This is a genomic window from Micromonospora sp. CA-269861 (assembly GCF_050948505.1).
GTDB lineage: Bacteria > Actinomycetota > Actinomycetes > Mycobacteriales > Micromonosporaceae > Micromonospora.
Map to the genome: position 1 here is coordinate 4656215 of NZ_CP192014.1, position 20943 is coordinate 4677157.

Here is a 20943-nt window from a genome sequence, read left to right on the forward strand (position 1 = left end):
GGTTACTCCTTACCGCGATGCCCGGCGGGCCAGACCCGCCGGGCACCGGCGTCAGCGATGAGGCGGAACGGTCTGGGAGGTGTCGTCGGTGCTGCCGGTCGCGACGCCGGCGGCGTCCGCGGCCCAAGCCTGCTCGGCCGGCTGCGGAATGTCGGTCGGCGGCGTCATCTCGCTCAGCTCGGTGTTGCGCAGTGCGAAGTACGCGAACACAGCCAGGCCGATCATCAGCGCCGCGCTGACCCAGGCGACGTTGTTCAGACCGACGGTGAACGCGGCCCGCGCCGGCGCCAGCAGTTCGGGGAACTGCGCGGACAGCACACTGGCGGGCGCGATGCCCTCGCGGGCGGCCTCCACCACGTCCGGCGGCACCGTATCGGGCACCGTGTCCGCCAACTCGCTGCGGTAGGTCGCCATGCCGATGCTGCCGAGCGTGGCGATGCCGATCGAGATGCCGAACTCGTTGCTGGTCTGCTGCAATGACGACGCGGAGCCGACCCTGTCCGGCGGCGCGGCGCCCATCACCAGCATGGTGCCCAGCGACGAGGGCAGGCCCATACCGAACAGCAGCACCGCGAAGCCCGCGACGAGCAGCCCGAGACCGTCCACGCTGTCCACCTGGGCCAGGATCAGATAGCCCACCACCCCGATGCCGAGCCCGAGCGCGATCACCCGGCCCGCCTTCAGCTTGGCGGTGAGGCCCGGCGCCAGGAACAACGCGATGATCATGGCCAGGGACGGCGGCAGCAGCCACAGGCCCGCCCGCAGCGGCGACAGCCCCTCGATCACCTGCAGGAACTGGGTCACCAGCAGAGACGCGCCGCCGTTGAGCGCGCTGACCAGCAGGCCGAGGATGAGCGCCGCGCGCAGCGTCGCTATGCCGAACAGGCGCAGGTCGAGCAGCGGGTCGGTGAGGCGCCGCTGCCGCCGCACGAAGAGCACGCCGACCAGCACACCGAACACCATGGCGAGCAGCGACGGTGCCGTGAAGCCCTCCTGGGCGAGCTTCTTCAGCCCGTACACCACCGAGATCATCGCGACCAGGGACATGGCGACACTGAGCAGGTCGAGCTTGCCCGCGCCCGGGTTGCGGCGCTCCGGCAACAGCACCGGCGCCACCGCCAGGACGAGAACCATGATCGGGACCGCGAGCAGGAACGCCGAGCCCCACCAGAAGTACTCGAGCATGATGCCACCGACCAGGGGCCCGAGCATCAGGCCGCCCATGAAACAGCTCATCCACGACGCGATCGCCATGCCGCGCTGCGCCGGGTCCCGGAACATGTGGGTGATCAGGGCCAGGGCGGCGGGCATTCCTGCCGCACCGGCCACGCCGAGAAGGGCGCGGGCGCCGATGAGCATCTCCGGCGTCGTGGCGTACGCCGCCAGCAGCGATGCCGCGGCGAACGCGGCGGAGCTGATCAACAGCATCCTGCGGTTGCCGAAACGGTCACCGAGCGTGCCCATGGTGACCAGCAGGCCGGAGGTGAGGAACCCGAAGATGTCAACGATCCACAACTGCTGGGTCGTGCTGGCGCCGAGGTCGGCGCTGAGATGCGGTAGGGCGAGATACAGGACCGTGAGGTCCACCGAGGCCAGCAGGGTGGGCAGGCAGAGCACCGCCAACCCAATCCATTCCCGGCGGCCCGCCCGCGGCACGGCCGCGGTGGTGCCTTCGGTTGTCATCGAATTCCCTCCTGAAGTTTCCCGGATCGGGTGTCGGGCGGCGCCACGCGGCCGCGCCGCAACGTGTCGGCCCACCAGACGAGCTGTTCGAGCATGCGACCAGCCGCGACCGTCAGACCGGGATCGACCGGCCGACCGGCGGGATCGAAGGCGGACCGGTGATGGGGGATGGTCACCGGGTCGCGCACCGTCATCGCGTCCAGGTCGGTGAACACCTGGCGCAGATGGTCCACCGCCCGCAGTCCCGCAGCCGGGCCGCCGTAGCAGACGAAGCCCACGGGCTTGCGCCGCCATTCGTCGCGGAACCAGTCGATGGCCGTCTTCAACGACCCGGGGAAGCTGCCGTTGTACTCCGGTGTGACGACGACGAACGCGTCCGCGGCGGCCAGCCACGGTGCGAGGTCGCGAACGGCGGGCGGAGCCGGGTCGCCGGCGACCTCGGGCAGGCGTGCCTCGGCGAGGTCGATCACGTCCGCCTCGATGCGCCCATCACGGTTGGTCTCGTCGCACAGCCACCGCGCCGGGACCGGACCGAACCGGCCTCGGCGGATGCTGGCAATGACGATCACCAACCGCAGATGGTTCTCGCTCATCCTGGCGTCACCTCTCCCCGGCTCGCCGGCTTCCCGCGGCAGTGGTCAGCCTTCCGTGCCGGGGTTCCGGTTCGGTTCCGGCCGGACGTGCGCCGGCCGGAACCCCGGGGTCACCGCTGGGCGGCGATCTTCTCGAGAACCGGCACGATCTCGCTCGGCGCCGGCTCGGCGAGCATCTCGCCCCGGATCCGGTCCGCGGCCGCCCGGAACTCCGGCTCGCGCACCAGCCGCAGGACGTTGTCGCGGATCGCCTCGGGCGTCGCCCGGTCGAGCGTCAGATCGAGGCCGGCGCCCTGCTCGCGCAACATGTCCGCGCGCACGACGGCGTCCCACAGGTCGGGGACGAGGGTCAGCTGCGGCACGCCGTACGCCATCGCGGTCGACACCACGCCGGCGCTGCCGATGTGCACGACGGCCGCGCAGCTGGGCAGCAGCGCGTGCATCGGCACGAAGTCCACCACCCGGACGTTAGGCGGCACGTCGGCCAGTTCGCTCTCGTCGACGGCCAGCGTCGCGACCACCTCGACGTCAGCGTCGGCGAAGAGCTTGAGCGTCGAGACCGGGATCGGGTCGTAGCCCAGCATGTAACGCATCGAGATGCCGGCGGTCACGCAGATCCTCGGGCGCTCCGGGCGCTCGCGCAGCCAGCCGGGGACCCGGGCCGGACCGTTGTATGGCACATACCGGAACGGCACGGTGCGCAGCCCGACGTCCAGCCGCATGCTCTGCGGCGCCTGGTCCAGGGTGTGCTGCCCGGTCAGCACGTCGGCGTCGTAGGTGACACCGAACCGCTCCAGGTGCGCGGTGGCCCAGTCCCGCATCGGGTCGCGCCGCCGATCCTCGGGCTGCTCGGCGAGCAACGCCTGGAACCGGTTGTAGATGCGGGTCTGCGCGTCGGCCCCCCAGAGCAGGCGGGCGTGCGCGGCGCCGGTGACCCGAGCCGCGATGGCGCCGGCGAGGGTGAAGTTCTCCCAGATGATCAGGTCCGGCTGCCACTCCCGCGCGTACGCCACGAGGGCGTCGACCATCGGGTCGTTGAACACCTTGGCCGAGGTCTCCACGGCCTCGTCGAAGAACGCCAGCAGGGCCGGATAGTCCATGTCGGCGCCGCCGGTACGTAGCGCCGTGGTGATCCGCTCGCCCCAGGTCAGGTCGTCGGCCTTGGCCGCGATGACCGACATGAAGTCGTGGTCCTCCCCGACCTGCACGGCGGTCAGGCCGGACTGCACGACCGCGTCCATGAGGGCCGGTTGGGTGGCGACGCGGACCTCGTGGCCGGCGGTGCGCAGGGCCCAGGCCAGCGGGACCATGTTGTAGTAATGGGTGGTTTCCGCATAAGTGGCGAACAGAACGCGCATCGGTGCCCTCCGGTCGGGTCGTCGTGTGCCCGCCTACCGTCCACCAGCTGCCCCGGCCGGGGCACCTCGCAGATTGCGCACCTCGATCGCCCGGCAGCGGGCGTAGTCCGGCAGCAACCCAGCCTCCCGCGCCTGCTCCAAGGTCGGCGCGGCGCGGTCGCGCTCGGACAGATCGTCCCCGGCGGGGTTTCCCACCGGCAGACCCAGCCGTGGATCGAGGACGGAGACGGCGCGCTCGTCGGCAGGCTCGTACTCCCGCGAGAGCAGGTACTGCATGACGGTGTCGTCGGTCAGCGCGACGAAGGCGTGGCCGACGCCGACCGGCAGGTACAGCGCGTCCATCCGGTCGCCGGTGAGCCGCACCGCGTCCCACCGGCCGTACGTGGGCGAGCCCACCCGGATGTCCACCACGATGTCGAGCAGGGCGCCGTGCACGCAGTAGACGTACTTTTCGGCGCCGGGGGGTGCGGCTGTGTAGTGCACCCCCCGAACCACCCCCCGCCGGGATCGGCTGTAGCTGGCCTGCGCGAGCGGGAACAGCGGACGGCCGGTGGCCGCGGCGAACAGGCCAGCCTGCAACGGGGTGCCGAAGAAGCCCCGGTCGTCGGGGAACACCGGCGCGGTGAAGTGCAGGGCCCCGGTCACGGCGAGCGGGCTCACGGTCACGGTGGCCCCGTCAGAACCAGTAGCTGATGTACGGGGCCCGCTCCGGCGCCGCCATGGCGTCCCACAGGTGCGCCTTGCGCGCGTCCGGGGCGCTGATCCGGCCGGCCCGGGTGAGCGCGGCCGCCGGGGTGCCACCGAGCAGGATGACGGCCAGCGCGCCGACGCCCATCTCCAGGTCGGCCGCGGCGGTGACCGGCTCGCATGTGGCGCGCCCGTCGGTCACCTCCAGCCGGAACGTGCCGGCCGCCAGGCCCTCCGGGTCGTGCACGGTGAGCGTGAGGACGCCGTCGCAGGCCCAGCCGCGGGTGCGCAGGAGCCGTGGCACATCCAGCGGGCGGATCCAGAGGGCGTCCTGGCGGCGGACACGAATCCGTCGCGCGTCGTCGACCCACCAGCGCAGCGGGCTGTCCACCGGCATCCGCCACACGCCGATCTCGCGGACCAGGTCGACGGAGAACAGGTGCCGCCAGAGTGCGCCCTCCGCTTCCCGGTCGGCCGCGAGGAAGTCGATGACGTGCAGCTTGCTCTGCGGCGCGGACTCCGCCGTCCAGTCCGGCATGATCCGGTATGTCACCAGCCCACGGTCGTCGATCGCGGCGCAGTGCCGGGGCCCGTACCCCGGGGCGCTCAGGGCGAGAGCCTCCTCCAGCGCGCCGGACGCGGGGTCGCCGGCGAGCCGGTCCCAGTAGCACGAGGGGGTGAGCACCTCCCCGGGCGTCTGCGCCGCCTGCTGGGAGTACAGCTTGTACCCGAGGTCCCGGGCCTGCGTACCGTCGATCCGACGCGGACGCAGGTCGCGGCCCGGCACGTCGTCGCGCAGGCCGACCGCCCGGACGTCGAACTCGACCGCGTCGGACCAGGTCGCCGGGCCGGAACCGAACCGGCCGTAGATCGGCCACTCGGACGCCCCCCCGACGACGATCGCCTTGCCCTCGTCGACGGCCCGCCGGTTCAGATGCGCGACTGTGGCGCGCAGCAACCCGCGCCGGGCCACCACCGGGTGCGCGGAACCACCGGTGCACGCGGCGGCCGGCACCGTGTTTCCGCCGGGGAGCACAAGCTCACGGTCGAGCGCGGTGTTGGTGGCGACGTACCGGTCGTCGTCGGCGACCGCCACGGCCCGATCCGGCGGGTGCGTGCGCCGGTAGAAGTCGAGGATCTCGGAATCGGCGCTGACCGGATTGCCGAAGGCACCGAGCCAGCAGTCCAGCCATTCCCCGTACCGGTCGTCCGGGATGTCGGTGACCAGCTGATAGCCGGGAGGCAGCGTGCTCACGAGTGCACCCCTTCGTGGGTACGGGCGCCGGCCAGCGGCGCGTCCGGGTCGGCCAGAACCCTGCCGAACAGGTCGCGGAACTCGGCCAGCATGCGGTCGACGGTGGCCTGCTCGAACCGGTCCGTGCTCGAGCTGACGGCGCAGAAGATCTCACCGTCCGGGTCGATGTCGATGGTCCACAGGATCGCGTCGTCGGGGATGCCCGGGCCCTGTGCCTGGGACAACCGCCGGCGCACCGGCGCGTACTCGACCGCACCGGCGGACCGGGTCTTCGACGCCGCGGGGTTCTGGAACACCGCGAAGCCCGGCACGACCATGCCGCCCTGTTCCAGCCCCGCGATGGCTTCCGGCGCCCGCTGCGCCAGTCCGACGAACGGCACCTCGTGCGGGAATGCCTCCAGGCAGGTGGCGCGCACCCGGGCGAGGACGTCGCGGTAGGTGACACAGCCCGAGATGTCGGTTCGCAGCGGTGACATGTTGACGAAGTAGCCGACCGTGGCCTCGGCCCACTCGTGCCGGCGGCCGGGCCCGGGGGTGAGCGTCCACACCACCCCGTCCGAGACACCGGTCATCCGCTGGAGATGGATGAGCTGCGCCGCGAAGATCACCATGAACGGCGAGCTTCCCGTCGTACGTCCCAGGCGCAGGGCGGCCGAGCCGAGCCCGGCGTCGATCTGGAAACGGTCGACGCGGGTGACGCCCGGATGGTCGGGGTTCGCCGGCCGGTCCGCGGCGATGACGACAGGGCGCGCTCCGGCCAGCCGCTCACGCCAGTACTCGAAGGACGAGTCGGATCCGCCGGCAGTGGCATTGCGCTCGGCGCGTCGCACGTAGTCGCGATACCGCGGCGGGTCCGGCAGGTCGGGCTTGCCGCCGGCCAGGTGGGCGGCGTAACACGCGGCCAGGTCGTCCATGACGATGCCCAGTGACCACACGTCGATCAGCGGCAGGTACGCGACCAGCACCAGCACCGCGTCCTTGTCGTCGAAACGGCCCAGGTACGCCCAGAGCAGGGGAAGCTCGTCCGCGTCGAAGTGACCGGACTCGGCCTCGTCGAGGAACCGCTCGGCCCGTACGCCCCGGCCGTCCGGGTCGTCGCCCAGGTCATGCACCTGGAGCCGGGCCGGGCACGGGTCCCGTACCTCCTGTTCCCAGCCGTCGGCGCCCCGGATCACCATGGTCCGCAGCGGTTCGTGCCGGGCGATGACGTCGTCCAGGGCCCTGCGGAGCAGGTCGGCGTCGACCGGCCCGGTGAGCCGCCAGCCACCGCTGGAGATGGGGCGCGGGCCGAACCCCGCCGTCGAGCCGTCCTCCTGATGCTGCCCGCGCAGGAACTCCTGCTCGATGGAGAACGGGAAGCGGTTCTCTGCGTACACCATTCCACCGTGCCTTTCCACGTGGTCGCGCCGCGCTCAGGTCAGCGCCGTTCCGCACGCGCGAGGACCGCCCGGGCGAAGGCGGCGCGGGTCGGATCCTTGAACAATTCCTCGACGGGCACGTCGATGCCGGTCCGGTCGCTGATCCGGGCGACGATGCGAAAAGCCGCTATCGATTGCCCGTTCAATTCGAAAAATGTGGCGTCGGGCGCACCGGACGCGGTGTCGAGAACGTCTTCCCAAATTGCCTTGACGTGCTTCTCGAGATCGGTGCGCGATTGTTCTGACATCCGGATCCCCTCAGCCGGGAATTCACTGTCTCGCGAGCTGAAGCATCACACGGGGACGACCCGGTGTTCATCTCCTGCGTTGCGCAGGCTCGCGTCAGCGCCGGGCCATCGACCGGTCGTCGCGCAGCAGGTCGTCGAGCGGCGCGCCGGCCCCTGCGGCGCGCTCCGCGACCAGTTGGGCCGGCCCCAGGTCGGCGGCCAGGAGCCCGGCGATGCGTCTCGAGTCGTGCCGGTCCGCGTCCGGTGACGGCAGTCCCGCCGCGTCGCGGGCGGCGTCCGCCGCGCCCAACAGTCGGGCCGCCCGCACCGGGTCACCGGCCAGCCGGTACGCCCCGGCGAGCCCCTCCAGGGCGAGCGCCACCGCTCGCGGGTCACCGCTGTCCCGAGCCGCTGCAAAGCCCTCCCGGTGCCGGTGCAGCGCGTCGTCGGCCGCACCGCGCTGCTCGGCGACGAAGCCGAGCTCCGCGCCAACTGCGGCCACGCCGGCATGCCAGCCGGCCTGCCTGTTCCACTCCAGCCACGGGTGCAGCAGCTGCTCGGCGGCGTCCCACCTGCTCTGCCGGCGCGCCGTGATCGCCAGTCCCAGGTCGGCGAACTGCTCCAGGGCCAGATTGGACTGTTCCTCGGCCATCCGCCGGGCCTGGGCGTGCAGATCGCCGGCGGCGGCGTGGTCGCCGGCGTCCAGCGCGATCCGTCCCAGTTCGTTGAGCTGGTACGACACCTCCGGCCACAGGCCCAGCTCGCGGGCGATGCGGAGGGCGTCGCGGTGCAGCCGCGCGGCGCGGCCGCTGTCCCCGGTCATCCGGGCCAGCGCGGCCAGTGGGTTGGTGGCCTGGAGCACTCCCCAGTGGTCGCCGAGATCGCGGAACTCCTCCAGACTCCGCTCCGCGTCCCGGCGCAGCGCGGCGACGTCTCCACGCAGCAGCGCGGTCCAGGCCAGGCTGCTCAGCGCGGCCGCCGCCCCCCAGCGGTCGCCGAGGCTACGGAAGTCCGACAGCACTCCGTCCAACCGGCCGTCGCCTGGCCGGGCGGTGACATCCTCGGGCAGCGCCGAGGCAAGCAGCCAGCGGGCCCGCGCCACGGCGTGCGGGTCGGCGCCGGCCTGACCCTCGGCCTCCGCCCGGCACAGCAGGTCGTGTGGGTCATCGCCGCCGAGCGCTGCCATGCCCGCCTCCCAGAGCAGCGCCAGGGCACGCCGGCCGGCCGGCGCCTCGCCCGGTACCGCGGCCGCCGCCGCCAGCGCACGGCGGCCCTCGCCCAGGTGGCCGCGCAGTACCCAGTACCAGGCGCAGGCGCAGGCCAGCCGGAGGGCGAGCACCGCGTCGCCACGCTGGATCGCCGCGGCCAGAGCCGCCCGCAGGTTGGCCTGTTCGGCGTCCAACCGGCGCAGCCACCGGCGCTGGACGGGACCGCGCAGATTCTGGTCCGCCTCCTCGGCGAGGCCGGCGTGGCAGGTGCCGTGCCGCAGCCGCACCGCCTCGTCCTCGCCGGACTCCCGCAGCCGCTCGGCGCAGTACGCCCCCACCGACTCCAGCATCCGGTACCGCACCCCGTCGGCGTTCTCCACGAGCGTGACCAGCGAGCAGTCCACCAGTCGCCCGAGCAGGTACGCGACGTCGGCACGGGACACGCCCCCGGCGGCGGGCAGGTCCGCGCACACCTCCTCGGCGGATGACAGCGCGCAACCGTCGGTGAACACCGACAGGCGTCGCAGCAGGGCCCGCTCGTCCGCGCCGATCAGGTCCCAGCTCCAGTCGATCATGGTGCGCAGGGTGGCGTGGTGGGCCGGGCCGCCGCGCCGGTGGGCAGCCAGCAGTCGAAACCGGTCGTCGAGGCGGGCGGCCAGTTCGGTGATCCCCATCGTGCGCACCCGGGTGGCGGCCAGTTCCAGGGCCAGCGGTATGCCGTCGAGCCGCCGGCAGACGGTGGCCACCGCGGCCGCGTTCTCGTCGTCGGGGGCGAAGCCGGGCTCGGAGGCGGTCGCCCGCGCCAGGAAGAGCTCCGCGGCGCTGGACCGGCGCAGCTCCGCGACCGTCGCCGTACCCGCCTCCGGCGGCGCCAGTGGCGGCACCAGCACCAGAACCTCGCCGGGCACACCGAGCGACTCCCGGCTGGTAGCAAGAATGCGCAGGTCGGGGCAGGCATCCAGCAGTTCGCGGCCGAGCTCCGCGACATCCTCGACGACGTGCTCGCAGTTGTCCAGCACCAGCAGCAGACGCCGGCCCCGCAGTGCCGCCACCAGTCTGTCGACACCGCAGGCGCTGCCCGAGCGGCCGTCGTCCCGGAGCCCGAGCGTGCCGGCGACGGCGTCGATCACGGCGGACGGCGCCCGCCCGCCGCCGGCCGGGCGCGGCACGGTGGTGAACTCGACCATCCACACGCCGGCTGGCAGACCGGGTGCGATCCGCGCGGCGACGGCCACCGCGAGCCGGGTCTTGCCGACACCGCCCGGACCGGTCAGGGTGACCAGGCGGCCGGCGTCCAACAGTCGAGCCGCGTCGGCGACCGCGGCGTCCCGGCCGATCAGCCCGGTCAGCGGGGCCGGCAGGTTCCCCCGTTCGGGTTCGATCGGCGCCGGCGTCGTGGCCGGGCCGGTGAGCGCCGGGTCCTGGCGGAGCAGGGCGCGGTGCAGGGCGACCAGTTCGGGCCCCGGGTCGAGCCCCAACTCGTCGCGCATGCTCTCGCCGAAGACCCGGAACTCGTCGAGCGCCTCGGCCTGCCGCCCGCACCGATAGAGCGCCCGCATCCGCGCCGCGCGGAAACGCTCGCGCAGCGGATGGCGTTCCACCAGGTCGCCGAGGTCGGCCAGCACGTCGGCGTGTCGACCCAGGTCGAGCGCTGTCTCGGCCCACTCCTCCTGTGCGATCAGCCGGGCCTCCGACCAGCGCATGACAGCCGGACGGACGAACGCCTCGTCCGGGAAGTCGGCGAGCGCGGGGCCGCGCCACAGCGCCAGGGCGTCGGTCAGCAGCGCCATCCTGTCCCGGGGGTGAACGGCGCGGCGGGCTCGGCCCACCAGCTCGGTGAACAGGCCGACGTCCACCGCGTCGTCGCCGACCGTCAGGGCATACCCGGCCGGGGAGTGCGTGACCAGATCACGCGCCCCCGGCTCGGCGTCGTCCAGTGCGCGCCTGAGCTGCGACATCTTGCTGCGGAGCACGCTGGCCGGGTTGGCGGGCAGTCGGTCGCCCCAGAGGTCGTCGATGAGCCGGTGCGCCGCCACCGGCCGGCCATCGTGGACCAGCAGGTCGGCCAGCAGCGCGCGGACCTTGAGCTCCGGGATGCGCACCGGCTTGCCGCCGGCGGTCCAGACCTCGAGCGGACCGAGCATCCCGAAGCGCATGCGGCACAGGGTATCCCAACCAGTGGCGCGACGGCGGCGACGGAATGGCAGGTCAGCCCGCCGCGCGCAGCTCCACGATGGAGAACGAGCCGGCCGGATGGACGGCCACGCCGCGCAGCCCGACGGATGCCGCGAGGGCGGTCAGCTCGGCGGCGGTCCGCTCCCGACCACCGCAGGCGGTCAGCATGCGGAGGTCCATTCCCGTGTGGGTGGCCTCCCCACCGGGCCCGGTCTGCTCGACCACCAGCACCGCGCCGGTCTGCCCGGCCGCCTGCGCGCACCGGCGCAGGATCTCCCGCGCAGGGTCGTCCGCCCAGTTGTGCAGCACGAACGACAGGACGTACCCGCCGGCGCCGGCCGGCAGCGGGTCGAAGAAGCTGCCGGCCACCACGTCCAGGCGCTCCCCCAGCCCCGACTCCGCGACCGACTTGCGGGCGGCCTCGCAGTTGTCCGGCATCTCGAGCACCGTGCCACGCAGCGCCGGGTAGGCGTTGAGCAGCCCGATCAGCAGCGCGCCGTTGCCGCCGCCGACGTCGACGACCCAGCCCAGCGGGCCCCAGTCCATGCCTTCGACGATCTCCGGCGACCGTGACTCCAGGTCGCTGGTGAGCCGGTTGAAGTTCGCGGCCCGTTCCGGGTCGGCGGCCCAGTCCTCCCAGAAGGAGCGGCCAAACTGGACCGGGAAACCGGCCTCTCCCGTCCGCACGCTGTGCAGCAACTGCACGAACGACAGTTCGGCCCGGCCGACGGAACCCTCGATGTCCAGCCGGGCGCGGGCCTTCGACGGGTGCTCCTCCCGTAGCACCGCGCCAAGCGGGGTCAGTGAGTACCGCCCGCCGCCCTCCCGGACCAGCAGGCCCCGGACGGCCAGGTACCGCATGACCCGCTCCAGCGCGTCCGCGTCCACCCCTTCGGCCCCCGCGATCGCTTCGGCGGTGTCGGCCCCGTCGGCGATGTGGTCGGCCAGCCGCAACGTCGCCGCCGTCCGGATCGCCATCGGCGTCCCGAGCCCCGCCATGGACCAGATCCTGGCGCTCATCTCGTCCCGTGCCACCGTGCCCCCTCGTGGGTCGTGAGAATCTCATCGTCGCCCGCCCACGCTCGCATTCCATGTACGGCAGCGGCATCTCCTGAATTGCCGTTCCGCATCCATTTCCTTGTCGTGCCACCGAACCGGCTGGCAGGCTCCATGAATATCCGCACCGCCACGCCGAGGAGCTGATTGCCGATGCCGAGCGCAGAATCCACGACGGAGACGCCGGAGGCGCAACCGTCCGGGCTACGGCCATTTACCGGTGCCGAATATCTGGAAAGCCTGCGCGACGGTCGGGAGATCTGGCTGTACGGCGAGCGAATCAAGGACGTCACCGAGCATCCGGCCTTTCGCAACAATGCCCGGACCATCGCGAACATGTACGACGCGCTGTGGGACTCGCCGGACCGCGACGTGCTGACGGTCCCGACCGACACCGGCAACGGTGGCTTCACCCATCCGTTCTTCCGCGCTCCGGTCGACGCTGCCGACCTGCGCCGCTCGCGCGACGCCATCGCGGCCTGGCAGCGACGGTGCTACGGCTGGCTCGGCCGCTCGCCCGACTACAAGGCGTCGTTCCTCGCCACCCTGGGCGCCAAGGCCGACTTCTACGCCCCGTTCGGTGACAACGCCCGGCGCTGGTACAGGGAGTGCCAGGAGCGCGTGCTGCACGTCAACCACGCGCTCGTGCACCCGCCGGTGGACCGCCACCTGCGCCCCGAGCAGGTCGCCGACGTGTACGTGCACGTGGACCGGGAGACCGACGCGGGCCTCGTGGTGAGCGGGGCGAAGGTGGTGGCAACCGGGTCCGCGTTGACCAACTACAACTTCATCGCCCACCACGGGCTCCGGATCAAGGAGAAGCAGTTCGGTGTCGTGTTCATGGCGCCGATGAACGTCCCCGGGGTGAAGCTGCTCTGCCGCACCTCGTACGAGATGACCGCTGCCCGGACCGCCAGCCCGTTCGACTATCCCCTGTCGAGCCGGATGGACGAGAACGACGCGGTCATCGTGTTCGACCAGGCCCTGATCCCGTGGGAGAACGTCTTCGTCTACGGCGACCTGGAGAAGGCGAACACGTTCTTCCACGACTCCGGCTTCATGCCGCGGTTCTCCCTGCACGGCGCCACCCGGCTGGCGGTCAAGTTCGACTTCATCTGCGGCCTGCTGATGAAGGCCGTGGAGATCAACGGCACCGACGAGTTCCGGCAGGTACAGGGCAACATCGGCGAGCTGATGGTCTGGCGGCATCTGATGTGGGCGCTGTCCGACGCCATGATCGAGCGGTGCCGGCCGTGGGCCGACGGCTACGTGCAGCCCAACGAGGAGTACGCGCTGACGTACCGGACCCTCGCCCCGATGGCGTACGGCAAGATGCGCGAGATCGTCCAGCACACCGCAGGCAGTGGGCTGATCTACCTGAACTCGGGTGTCGCCGACTTCCACAACCCGGAGATCCGCCCGTATCTGGACCGGTACCTGCGCGGCTCGCACGGCACCGACGCCGAGCAGCGGGTCAAGGTGATGAAGCTGCTCTGGGACGCGGTGGGCACGGAGTTCGGCGGGCGTCAGGAGCTGTACGAGCGCAACCACGCCGGCAACCCGGACGACAACCGGGCCCAGGTGCTGCGCCGTGGCCGCCAGGCCGGCGTCACCGACGACATGATCGCCCTGGTCGAGCAGTGCCTGTCCGAGTACGACCTGAACGGCTGGACGGCGTCGCACCTGGCGACGTAGTAGACGGCGGCGATCGCCGCAGACCCCCTGAGCCCGCGTGGGCGCTCGTCGAGCGTCCACGCCTCAGTCTGCCCGCGACCGGCACGCCGGCGCGAACGCCAGGGCCCGGCGCCTCCCACTGAGGCGCCGGGCCCGCGGCATGTCTCAGGAACAGCCGCCCTTGTCCGCCTTGAGCATCCCGAGCGTGGTCCGCCCGTCCGGGGCCGGCGAGCCGTCCTGCGCGGACCGCGTGGCCGAGGTGGCCTCGAACTCCGCCTCGCTCAGGCCCTCGGCACGCCCCCGCGCGTTGTCGTGGACCTCCTCCGCGGTCATTCCCATGAAGTGCACGACGATCTCGTGGTTGGTCGACGTGACCGCCGACTCCGAGCCGGTGCGGTAGTACAGGTCGACGGTGAAGTCCACCGGCGACAGGTCCGGCTCCGTGCCGCGCCGGATGGCCGCGACGATGGCCGGTACGTCGTAGCGGAGCCGCACCCCGCTGCGCAGGTAGTACTCCTCGTCGCGTACCAGCACCACCGGCAGGTCCTCGTCGACTGGCCGGTCGGCAGGGCGGTAGACCGGCTGGGTGAGCAGGTCGTACCGGAACACCTCGTCCAGCACCGGCGCCGCCTCGGCGGGCACCAGCGGCCGGATCGCCTCGTCCCACCAGCGGTGCAGCATCCGCTCCGCGTCCGGGTCGGTGTAGAGGTAGGTGATCGCCGCCCCGAACGCGCCGGTTCCGCCGACCGCGGTCGCGGCGTACCCCCGCAGTGGGGCGGCCGCCGGGTCGTCCGTGGTGCTGATCCAGGTGTCCAGGTGGCGCAGCACCTGGGACTGGGTGATGCCGGCGAGGTGCCGCAGCGCCGGCCAGATCCAGCGCAGGACAGCGTTCTCGGCCACCACCCGCGCCATGAAGAGGAACCGCTGCATCTGTTGGTTCTCGGCGAAGGTCATGGTGTTGTGCGCGAGCACGTACTCGAAGTCGTCGTTGTCACCGCGGACGGCCTTGATGCCGTACTGCTCCTTCTTCTCCATGTAGTCGGTGTTGGGCAACAGCAGGATCGGGTAGACCGCGATCCGCGACACCCGGCGCGACAGACGGTCGTAGCCGTCCATGAAGGACTGCACCGTCTCGCCCGGCGCGCCCCAGATCAGCTCCGCGTAACAGTCGAGCCCCTCCTCGTCCAGCCAGGCGGCGAGGTCCTCCCATTCGTTGACCTTCATGTTGCGCCGGTTCATGGTGTCCAGCGCGGTGTCGCTGAGCGTCTGCAGCGCGAGCGTGAAGGAGCTCCGCATGCCGGCCTCCTTCATCATCTTGACGATGCGAAAGAAGGTCTTCGACTTGTTCTTCGCCCAGGACGTCTCCAGCGCACGCGGGAATCCGAGCCGGTCCCGTGTCTCGATGAGCGTCTCGACGAACTCCACGTCACCGGGCAGGAGCCCGAAGTTGGCGTCGCAGGCGACCACTGTGTGCACCTTGAGCCGGCCGAACATCTCGAGCTCGGCGCGCATCCGCTCCGGCGAGAACGCCCGGACCTTCTGCCCGACGGCGCCGCCCCAGTAGCAGAATGCGCACTTGTACGGGCAGCCCCGGTTGGTCTCCATCAGCGCCACGTCGTACCGGAAGTTGCCGTCGGCGTCGGTCATCTCCAGCGCCCCGGTCAGGAAGGGCGACGGTATGATCTCGAGGTCCTCGATCCGGTCACGGGCGACGTTGTGGCAGGTGGCGCCGTCGGTTTCGCGGAACGACACACCGGCCACCGCGTGCAGCGCGTGCTTGTCCACGCCGTCCAGATAGCAGTTGAGCAGATCGCGGAACGTCAGCTCGCCCTCCCCGTTGACCACGACGTCCACCTCGGGGAACATCCGGAACACCCGGTCGGCCTGCTCGGCCACGTGGGTGCCGCCGAAGACGACCCAGCCGTCCGGGTTGAGCTGTTTGAACGTCGCGGCCAGTGATCCGAAGGACCGGTAGTTCCAGCCCAGCACGCTGAACGCGAGAACGTCCGGCGGCTCGTCGCTGAACAGGGCGTTGGCCATGGTGGCGTTGGTGGTGCCGCCGCGGAAGTTGTGGATGCTGATGTCGCAGGCGTCGCGGATCCGGTCGTCGGCCAGGGCCGTCGACTTCAGGTAGCCCGACGCCAGCGGCATCGACTCCAGCGGCATCTCCCAGACACCCTGTTGCACCAGGAACACCTTGGTTGGGGCGCTCGCGTTGCCGTCCGGGCTCGTCATGTCGGTCCTCCGTTTGCTGATCGGATCGGGTCGGCCGGGACTGCAAGTCGTCCCGGCTGTCCGGCAAGGACCGCCACCCTTCCGTCGCACCGTCGGCAGGGCAGGACGCAACCGGCCCCACACCCGTCAGGTCGACGGGCGTGGGGCCGCTTCGCGACCGGCTGTGTCAGCGGTTTACGGGCAGGACCTGGACGAACCGCCCGGTCAGGCGGGCTCGATGGACATGGCGTGCTGGAAGATGTTCAACGGGTCGTACTTCTTCTTGATCCGCTGCAGCTTCGGGTAGCTGTCCTTGTAGTAGAGGTCGTGCCAGGGCACCCCTGACGTGTTCCACGCCGGGTCCTTGGTGTCCTTGCTCGGGTAGTTGATGTAGCAACCGTCGTACTGGTCGTTCGGGACCGGCACCCCGCCGGTGGCGGCGTGCACGTCCCGGTAGAGCCGGCGGGTCCACTCCACGGCCTCCGCGTCAGCGTTCGGATCGGCCCAGGTGGAGTCGATCCAGAAACGCAGGATGGAGTCGCGTTGGGGCACCGCGGTGGCGTCCGACGGAATCGCGTTGACCTGCCCGCCGTAGGCACCGAGATAGACCAGGCAGGAGTTCTTGGCGTCGGGGTCCGTCAGTGCCCCGTAGACGATGTCGATCTGGTTGTCGGTGAGCGGCTTGCGCAGGTTGCTGCCCGCCGACTTCGTCCGGGCGCCGAGCGAACGGGGGTACTCGAACAACGCGTTGACGAGCCAGAGCTCCTCGTTCATCTCGACGAAGCCCTGCACGGACACGCCCTCGGAGACAGCGGCGATGTAGTCCTCAACCATCCGGCGGGCATTGGGCGCCGTGGCGTCCATCCGGCACTCGAGGTAGAGCGCGTAGTCCCTCTTCATGTTGAGATGCAGGGCGCTGTGCATGGCGACGTACGGCGAGTCTGGCCCGCTGTTGGCCGCGTGCCAGGCACCGTGGTTCTGCACCAGCCGCTTGAAGTCCGCCTGGCTCAGCGACTCCCATGGCCAGGTCACCCAGGTCATCAGGAGCCGGGCCGGCGGCCGCGGCAGCGCCTTGGTCGGGTTGTTTCCGGTGGCCCGCGGGTCGCGAAACCAGTACCGGGTGACGACGCCGAAGTTGCCGCCGCCACCACCGGTGTGCGCCCACCAGAGGTCGCGGTTCGGGTCGTCGGGGCGGCGCGTGGCGACGACGATGCGGGCCTTGCCCTTGGCGTCGACGGTCACCACCTCGACCGCGTACAGGTGGTCGGAGATGAGACCGTACCGCCGGGACAGCGGCCCGTATCCCCCGCCGGCGGTGTGCCCGCCGATGCCCACCGGTGGGCACACCCCACCGGGGACGGTCACACCCCAACCCAGGTAGAGCGCCTTGTACGCCTGCGCGAGCGTGCTGCCCGCGCCGACCGAGAAGGCGTTCATCTTGGTGTCCCAGGAAATCTGGTGCATCGGGGAGACGTCGATGAGCATGTCGAAGCGTGGGTCGGCGACCAACGCCTCAAGGCAGTGCCCGCCGCTGCGGACGGTGAACGCGCGGCCCTCCTTGACCGCCCGCTGCACCGCCTCCTGAACCTGGCCGGCCGAGTAGGCCAGCACGATCGAATCCGGGGAGAAGACGAAACGGGCGTTGAACCCGCGCGTCAGCAGTTCGGGGTAACGCGGGTCGTCCGGACGCACCACCACATTCGGCAAGGCCGCCCCACCGCTGTGACCGACGGCCTGCGCAGCGCCGGGCTGCAGGACCATGCCGGTGACAGCAGCGCCGGAGACAGCAGCGGCCGAGCCGAGGAACTGCCGGCGCGATGCAACCATGTGAGCACCTACCCATCGGAATAAGTCGACTGATCCGGCTCAGTCTGCTTGCTCTGGCCACTCGCGATCTTCTTCCAGATTGCGGTGCCGCCCGGCGCCCGGATTGAATATCGGCAAGCGACGCTGCCTGCGATGGCACCACTGTGCCGCAGCCTCGACATCCCGGGCATCTCGCAAGTTGCGCTCAGCGGACCGACGGCCCGGCTGCGCAACGTGTGAGATGCCGTCGCGCGCGGTGCTCCGCGATGGTGATCGAGTGATTCCCATGCTGTACGTGCGGTTGCGGGTCGCTCTCCTTTTGGGGCGCCGCCGATGAACCACGTGCCGGTCCCCGTTCGCCTGGGCGTGCTCGGCTGCGCGGACATCGCGTGGCGCAAGCTGCTGCCTGCGGCTGCGGCCGAACCGGGGCTGCGTACCGTCGCGATCGCCGGACGTGACCCGGCACGCACCGACCGTTTCGCGGCCAGGTTCGGCTGCGCCGCGGTGAACCGGTACGAGGCACTACTTGAGCGTCCCGACGTGGAAGCGGTCTACCTGCCGCTGCCGATCGGCCTGAGGCACCGGTGGGCGGGCGCGGCGTTGGCCGCCGGCAAGCATGTGCTGGCCGAGAAGCCGATGGTGGGCACCGAGAAGCAGACCGCGGATCTGGTTGCCCAGGCGGCCGAGCGCGGCCTCACCCTGATGGAGAACACCGCCTTCCTCCTGCACGGCCAGCACGCCGCGGTGCGCCGCGCGTACGCGGCCGGCGAGATCGGGGAGCTACGCGCCTTCAGCAGCGTGTTCGGGATTCCGCCGCTGCACAACGGTGACATCCGGTACCGCCCGGACCTGGGCGGCGGGGCGCTGCTCGACGTCGGCTTCTATCCTCTGCGCGCGGCACGTCACTTCGTCGGCCCGAACCTGCGGGTGGTGGGCGCGGACCTGCGCACCGGACCGTCCGGCGTGGACGTGGCGGGCACCGTGCTGCTGAGCGGGCCGAACCAGGTCGCGGTGCAGGTCGGGTTCGGCTTCGAGCACTTCTACCGCAGCGGGTACGAGCTGTGGGGCAGCACCGGTGAGCTGCGCTTGGAGCGCGCGTTCACGCCGCCGCCCGAACATCGCCCGGTGCTCGGGCTGCGGCAGCAGGACCGCCGCGAGTCGCGAACGCTGGCCGCCGAGGACCAGTTCGCCGCGCTGGTCCGCACCTTCGTGGCGGCGGTCTGCGGCGAGCACGACCTGTCCGGGCACCACGCCGAGATGCTGGGGCACGCGCGGCTGGTCGACACCATCCGCCGGGCGGCCGGCCTGGGCGAGCCGTGACCGGGCGCGCCGTGGTGGTCGGCACCGGTCTGCTGGGCCGGCACGTCCGTGACCGGCTGATCTCGGCGGGCTGGGACGTGGTCGTGGCCGGGCGCCGGCCCGAGGCCGCGACCCGGTCGCTGGCCGAGGCGATCGGCGCGGCGCGGCCCGACGTGGTGGTCAACGCCGCCGGTGAGATCTGGCGGCCGGAGCCCGATCGGCTCGCCGCCGCCAACGTCGAACTCGCCGGACTCGTGGTGCGGGCCGTGGCCGAGGCCGGCGCCAAGGCCCGGCTGGTGCACCTGGGTTCGTCGCTGGAGTACGCGCCGCAGCCACCGCCGACAGCCCTGACCGAGGACTCCCCGGCCGCACCGCGCAGCGCGTACGGACGGTCGAAGCTGGCCGGCACCGAGCTGGTGCGCCGCCTCGCGGCCCGGCACGGCGTCGAGGCCGTGGTGCTGCGGCTGTTCAACGTCATCGGCGCCGGCATGTCACCGGTCAGCGTGCTGGGCCGGACCGTGGACCGCCTGGTGGCGGCGCGCCGGACCGGCACGACAGCACACCTGGAGCTGACCGACCTGGCGCAGTACCGCGACTACGTGGACGCGCGCGACGCCGCCGACGCCGTCCTGGCCGCCGGCACGGCACGGCAGATCGCTCCCGGGCTGTTCAACATCGGGTCGGGTGTCACCCGGACCGCCGAGGAACTCGTCCGGGCGCTCGCCGAGGTCAGCGGTGTCCCCTACCGGCTGGATCTGCGGCCGTCGGCCACGACCGGCGCACGCTCCGCCGACGGCGACTGGCAGCGGGCCGACACCCGCCGGGCGTACACGGTGCTCGGCTGGTCGGCGCGCCGGAAGCTGCCCGAAACGCTGCACGGGATCTGGCAGGCCGCCCGGTCCCACCCGTTCCCCGGCCATCCCGCGCAGGAGGCGAGCACCCCATGAATCCGGACCTCAAGGCAACCATCCTGGACCTGGTGCGGGCGTATCACACCGAACGCACGCCGGCGGACCAGGAGTTCGTTCCGGGCGTCACGCCGGTGCTGTCATCCGGCGCGGTGCTCGAAGCCGCAGATCGGCTCGCGCTGGTCGAGGCGGCGCTGGACATGCGGATCGCCGCGGGGTTCCACGCGCTGCGGTTCGAGCGCTCCTTCGCGCGGTACTTCGGCCTACGCAAGGCCCACCTGGTCAACTCGGGATCGTCGGCGAACCTGCTCGCCCTGTCCGCGCTACGCGCGTCCGAGTTGGGAGACCGGCGACTGCGGCCCGGCGACGAGGTCATCACCGTGGCTGCGGGCTTTCCCACCACCGTGAACCCGATCGTGCAGAACGGCCTGATACCGGTGTTCGTCGACGTGGAACTCGGCACGTACAACACCACCGCGGAGCGGGTGGCCGCAGCGATCGGGCCACGCACCCGCGCCGTCATGATCGCCCACGCGCTCGGCAACCCGTTCGAGGCGGCCGAGATCGCCGACCTGGCCGAGCGGCACGGGCTGTGGTTCGTCGAGGACAACTGCGACGCGGTCGGCTCGCTGTACCGCGGGCAGCTCACCGGCACGTTCGGCCACCTCAGCACGGTCAGTTTCTATCCCGCCCACCACATCACCACCGGCGAGGGCGGCTGCGTGCTCACCGACAGCGTGGAACTGGCCCACCTCGTGGAGTCCTTCCGGGACTGGGGGCGCGACTGCTGGTGCGAGCCCGGGGAGGACAACCGCTGCAAGAGGCGGTTCGACTGGCAGCTCGGCACACTGCCGGCCGGTTACGACCACAAGTACACGTTCTCGCACGTCGGCTACAACCTGAAGGCGACCGACCTGCAGGCGGCGCTCGGGCTGAGCCAACTGGAGCGGATCCAGTCGTTCGGTGAGGCCCGGCGCAAGAACTGGCAGCGGCTGCGGGAGGAGCTCGACGGAGTGCCGGGGCTGCTGCTGCCGCGTCCCACACCGGGCTCGGATCCGAGCTGGTTCGGGTTCGCGCTCACCGTCACGCCCGACGCACCGTTCAGCCGCGGTGAGCTGCAGCAACACCTGGAGGAGCGGCAGATCCGTACCCGGCTGCTGTTCAGCGGCAACCTGACCCGGCACCCGGCCTACCGGGATGTCGAGTTCCGGATCGCCGGTGACCTGTCCAACAGCGACGCGGTGGTGCACGGCACGTTCTGGATCGGCGTCTATCCCGGCATCACCGACGACATGATCCTCCACGTCGGGCGGACCATCCGGGAATTCGTCGCCGGGCGCCACTGAACGAGCGTCCACACTTCCTCCAAGGAAAGGAATTCC

The 20943-nt window shown here is 71.4% G+C and carries 15 protein-coding genes; 4 read left to right on the forward strand and 11 right to left on the reverse strand.

What is annotated here, in order from left to right; translation table 11 throughout:
• Window positions 1-51: 51 nt before the first annotated feature.
• From ACQP0U_RS21260 to ACQP0U_RS21300, 9 genes are all read right to left on the reverse strand, one after another.
• Window positions 52-1683: an MFS transporter gene (locus ACQP0U_RS21260; protein ID WP_433309775.1), complete on the reverse strand. Its 1632-nt coding sequence runs from the start codon at window positions 1681-1683 to the stop codon at window positions 52-54.
• Window positions 1680-2276, reverse strand: a complete 597-nt coding sequence (locus tag ACQP0U_RS21265) for an NADPH-dependent FMN reductase (protein WP_433309778.1) — start codon at window positions 2274-2276, stop codon at window positions 1680-1682. Before ACQP0U_RS21265 ends, ACQP0U_RS21260 begins: the two co-directional genes overlap by 4 nt.
• A 110-nt stretch (window positions 2277-2386) precedes the next feature.
• The gene (locus ACQP0U_RS21270; RefSeq protein ID WP_433309781.1) at window positions 2387-3634 is read right to left on the reverse strand and encodes an activator-dependent family glycosyltransferase; all 1248 of its coding nucleotides are present in this window, start codon (window positions 3632-3634) and stop codon (window positions 2387-2389) included.
• Window positions 3635-3667: 33 nt separating this feature from the next.
• A complete protein-coding gene (locus ACQP0U_RS21275; RefSeq protein ID WP_433309784.1) occupies window positions 3668-4300 on the reverse strand; it encodes a dTDP-4-dehydrorhamnose 3,5-epimerase family protein in 633 nt (210 codons plus the stop codon).
• A 10-nt stretch (window positions 4301-4310) separates the two neighbouring features.
• Window positions 4311-5576 carry a GNAT family N-acetyltransferase gene (locus ACQP0U_RS21280; protein WP_433309787.1) on the reverse strand — a complete coding sequence of 422 codons (1266 nt, stop codon included), beginning with the start codon at window positions 5574-5576 and terminating at the stop codon, window positions 4311-4313.
• Entirely contained in the window at window positions 5573-6955 is a 1383-nt protein-coding gene (locus tag ACQP0U_RS21285; RefSeq protein ID WP_433309790.1) for a condensation domain-containing protein, read from the reverse strand. The genes ACQP0U_RS21280 and ACQP0U_RS21285 overlap by 4 nt, the downstream gene beginning before the upstream one ends.
• Window positions 6956-6993: 38 nt before the next feature.
• Complete coding sequence (locus ACQP0U_RS21290) at window positions 6994-7242, reverse strand: phosphopantetheine-binding protein (protein WP_433309793.1); 249 nt, start codon at window positions 7240-7242, stop codon at window positions 6994-6996.
• A 94-nt stretch (window positions 7243-7336) separates the two neighbouring features.
• On the reverse strand, window positions 7337-10585 hold the full coding sequence (locus ACQP0U_RS21295; RefSeq protein WP_433309795.1) for a BTAD domain-containing putative transcriptional regulator: 3249 nt from the start codon (window positions 10583-10585) through the stop codon (window positions 7337-7339).
• A 52-nt stretch (window positions 10586-10637) separates the two neighbouring features.
• Entirely contained in the window at window positions 10638-11603 is a 966-nt protein-coding gene (locus tag ACQP0U_RS21300) for a methyltransferase (protein WP_433309798.1), read from the reverse strand.
• A gap of 210 nt (window positions 11604-11813) precedes the next feature.
• Here ACQP0U_RS21300 and ACQP0U_RS21305 point away from each other — a divergent pair, with 210 nt between their 5' ends.
• On the forward strand, window positions 11814-13355 hold the full coding sequence (locus tag ACQP0U_RS21305; protein WP_433309801.1) for a 4-hydroxyphenylacetate 3-hydroxylase family protein: 1542 nt from the start codon (window positions 11814-11816) through the stop codon (window positions 13353-13355).
• Between the two features lie 144 nt (window positions 13356-13499).
• Here ACQP0U_RS21305 and ACQP0U_RS21310 read toward each other — a convergent pair whose 3' ends face one another.
• Window positions 13500-15500, reverse strand: coding sequence for a KedN5 family methylcobalamin-dependent radical SAM C-methyltransferase (locus ACQP0U_RS21310; RefSeq protein ID WP_433320998.1), 2001 nt, complete (start codon window positions 15498-15500; stop codon window positions 13500-13502).
• Window positions 15501-15773: 273 nt separating this feature from the next.
• Window positions 15774-17375: an FAD-binding oxidoreductase gene (locus tag ACQP0U_RS21315; protein ID WP_433309804.1), complete on the reverse strand. Its 1602-nt coding sequence runs from the start codon at window positions 17373-17375 to the stop codon at window positions 15774-15776.
• Window positions 17376-17687: 312 nt separating this feature from the next.
• Between ACQP0U_RS21315 and ACQP0U_RS21320 the strand changes: the two genes are divergently transcribed.
• From ACQP0U_RS21320 to rfbH, 3 genes are read left to right on the forward strand one after another with little or no spacing between them, the layout of a single operon-like run.
• Complete coding sequence (locus tag ACQP0U_RS21320) at window positions 17688-18674, forward strand: Gfo/Idh/MocA family protein (protein ID WP_433309807.1); 987 nt, start codon at window positions 17688-17690, stop codon at window positions 18672-18674.
• A complete protein-coding gene (locus tag ACQP0U_RS21325; RefSeq protein WP_433309810.1) occupies window positions 18671-19600 on the forward strand; it encodes an NAD-dependent epimerase/dehydratase family protein in 930 nt (309 codons plus the stop codon). Before ACQP0U_RS21320 ends, ACQP0U_RS21325 begins: the two co-directional genes overlap by 4 nt.
• Window positions 19597-20907 (forward strand): lipopolysaccharide biosynthesis protein RfbH, encoded by a 1311-nt coding sequence (gene rfbH / locus ACQP0U_RS21330; RefSeq protein ID WP_433309813.1) that lies wholly within the window; start codon window positions 19597-19599, stop codon window positions 20905-20907. The genes ACQP0U_RS21325 and rfbH overlap by 4 nt, the downstream gene beginning before the upstream one ends.
• The last annotated feature ends 36 nt before the right edge of the window (window positions 20908-20943 follow it).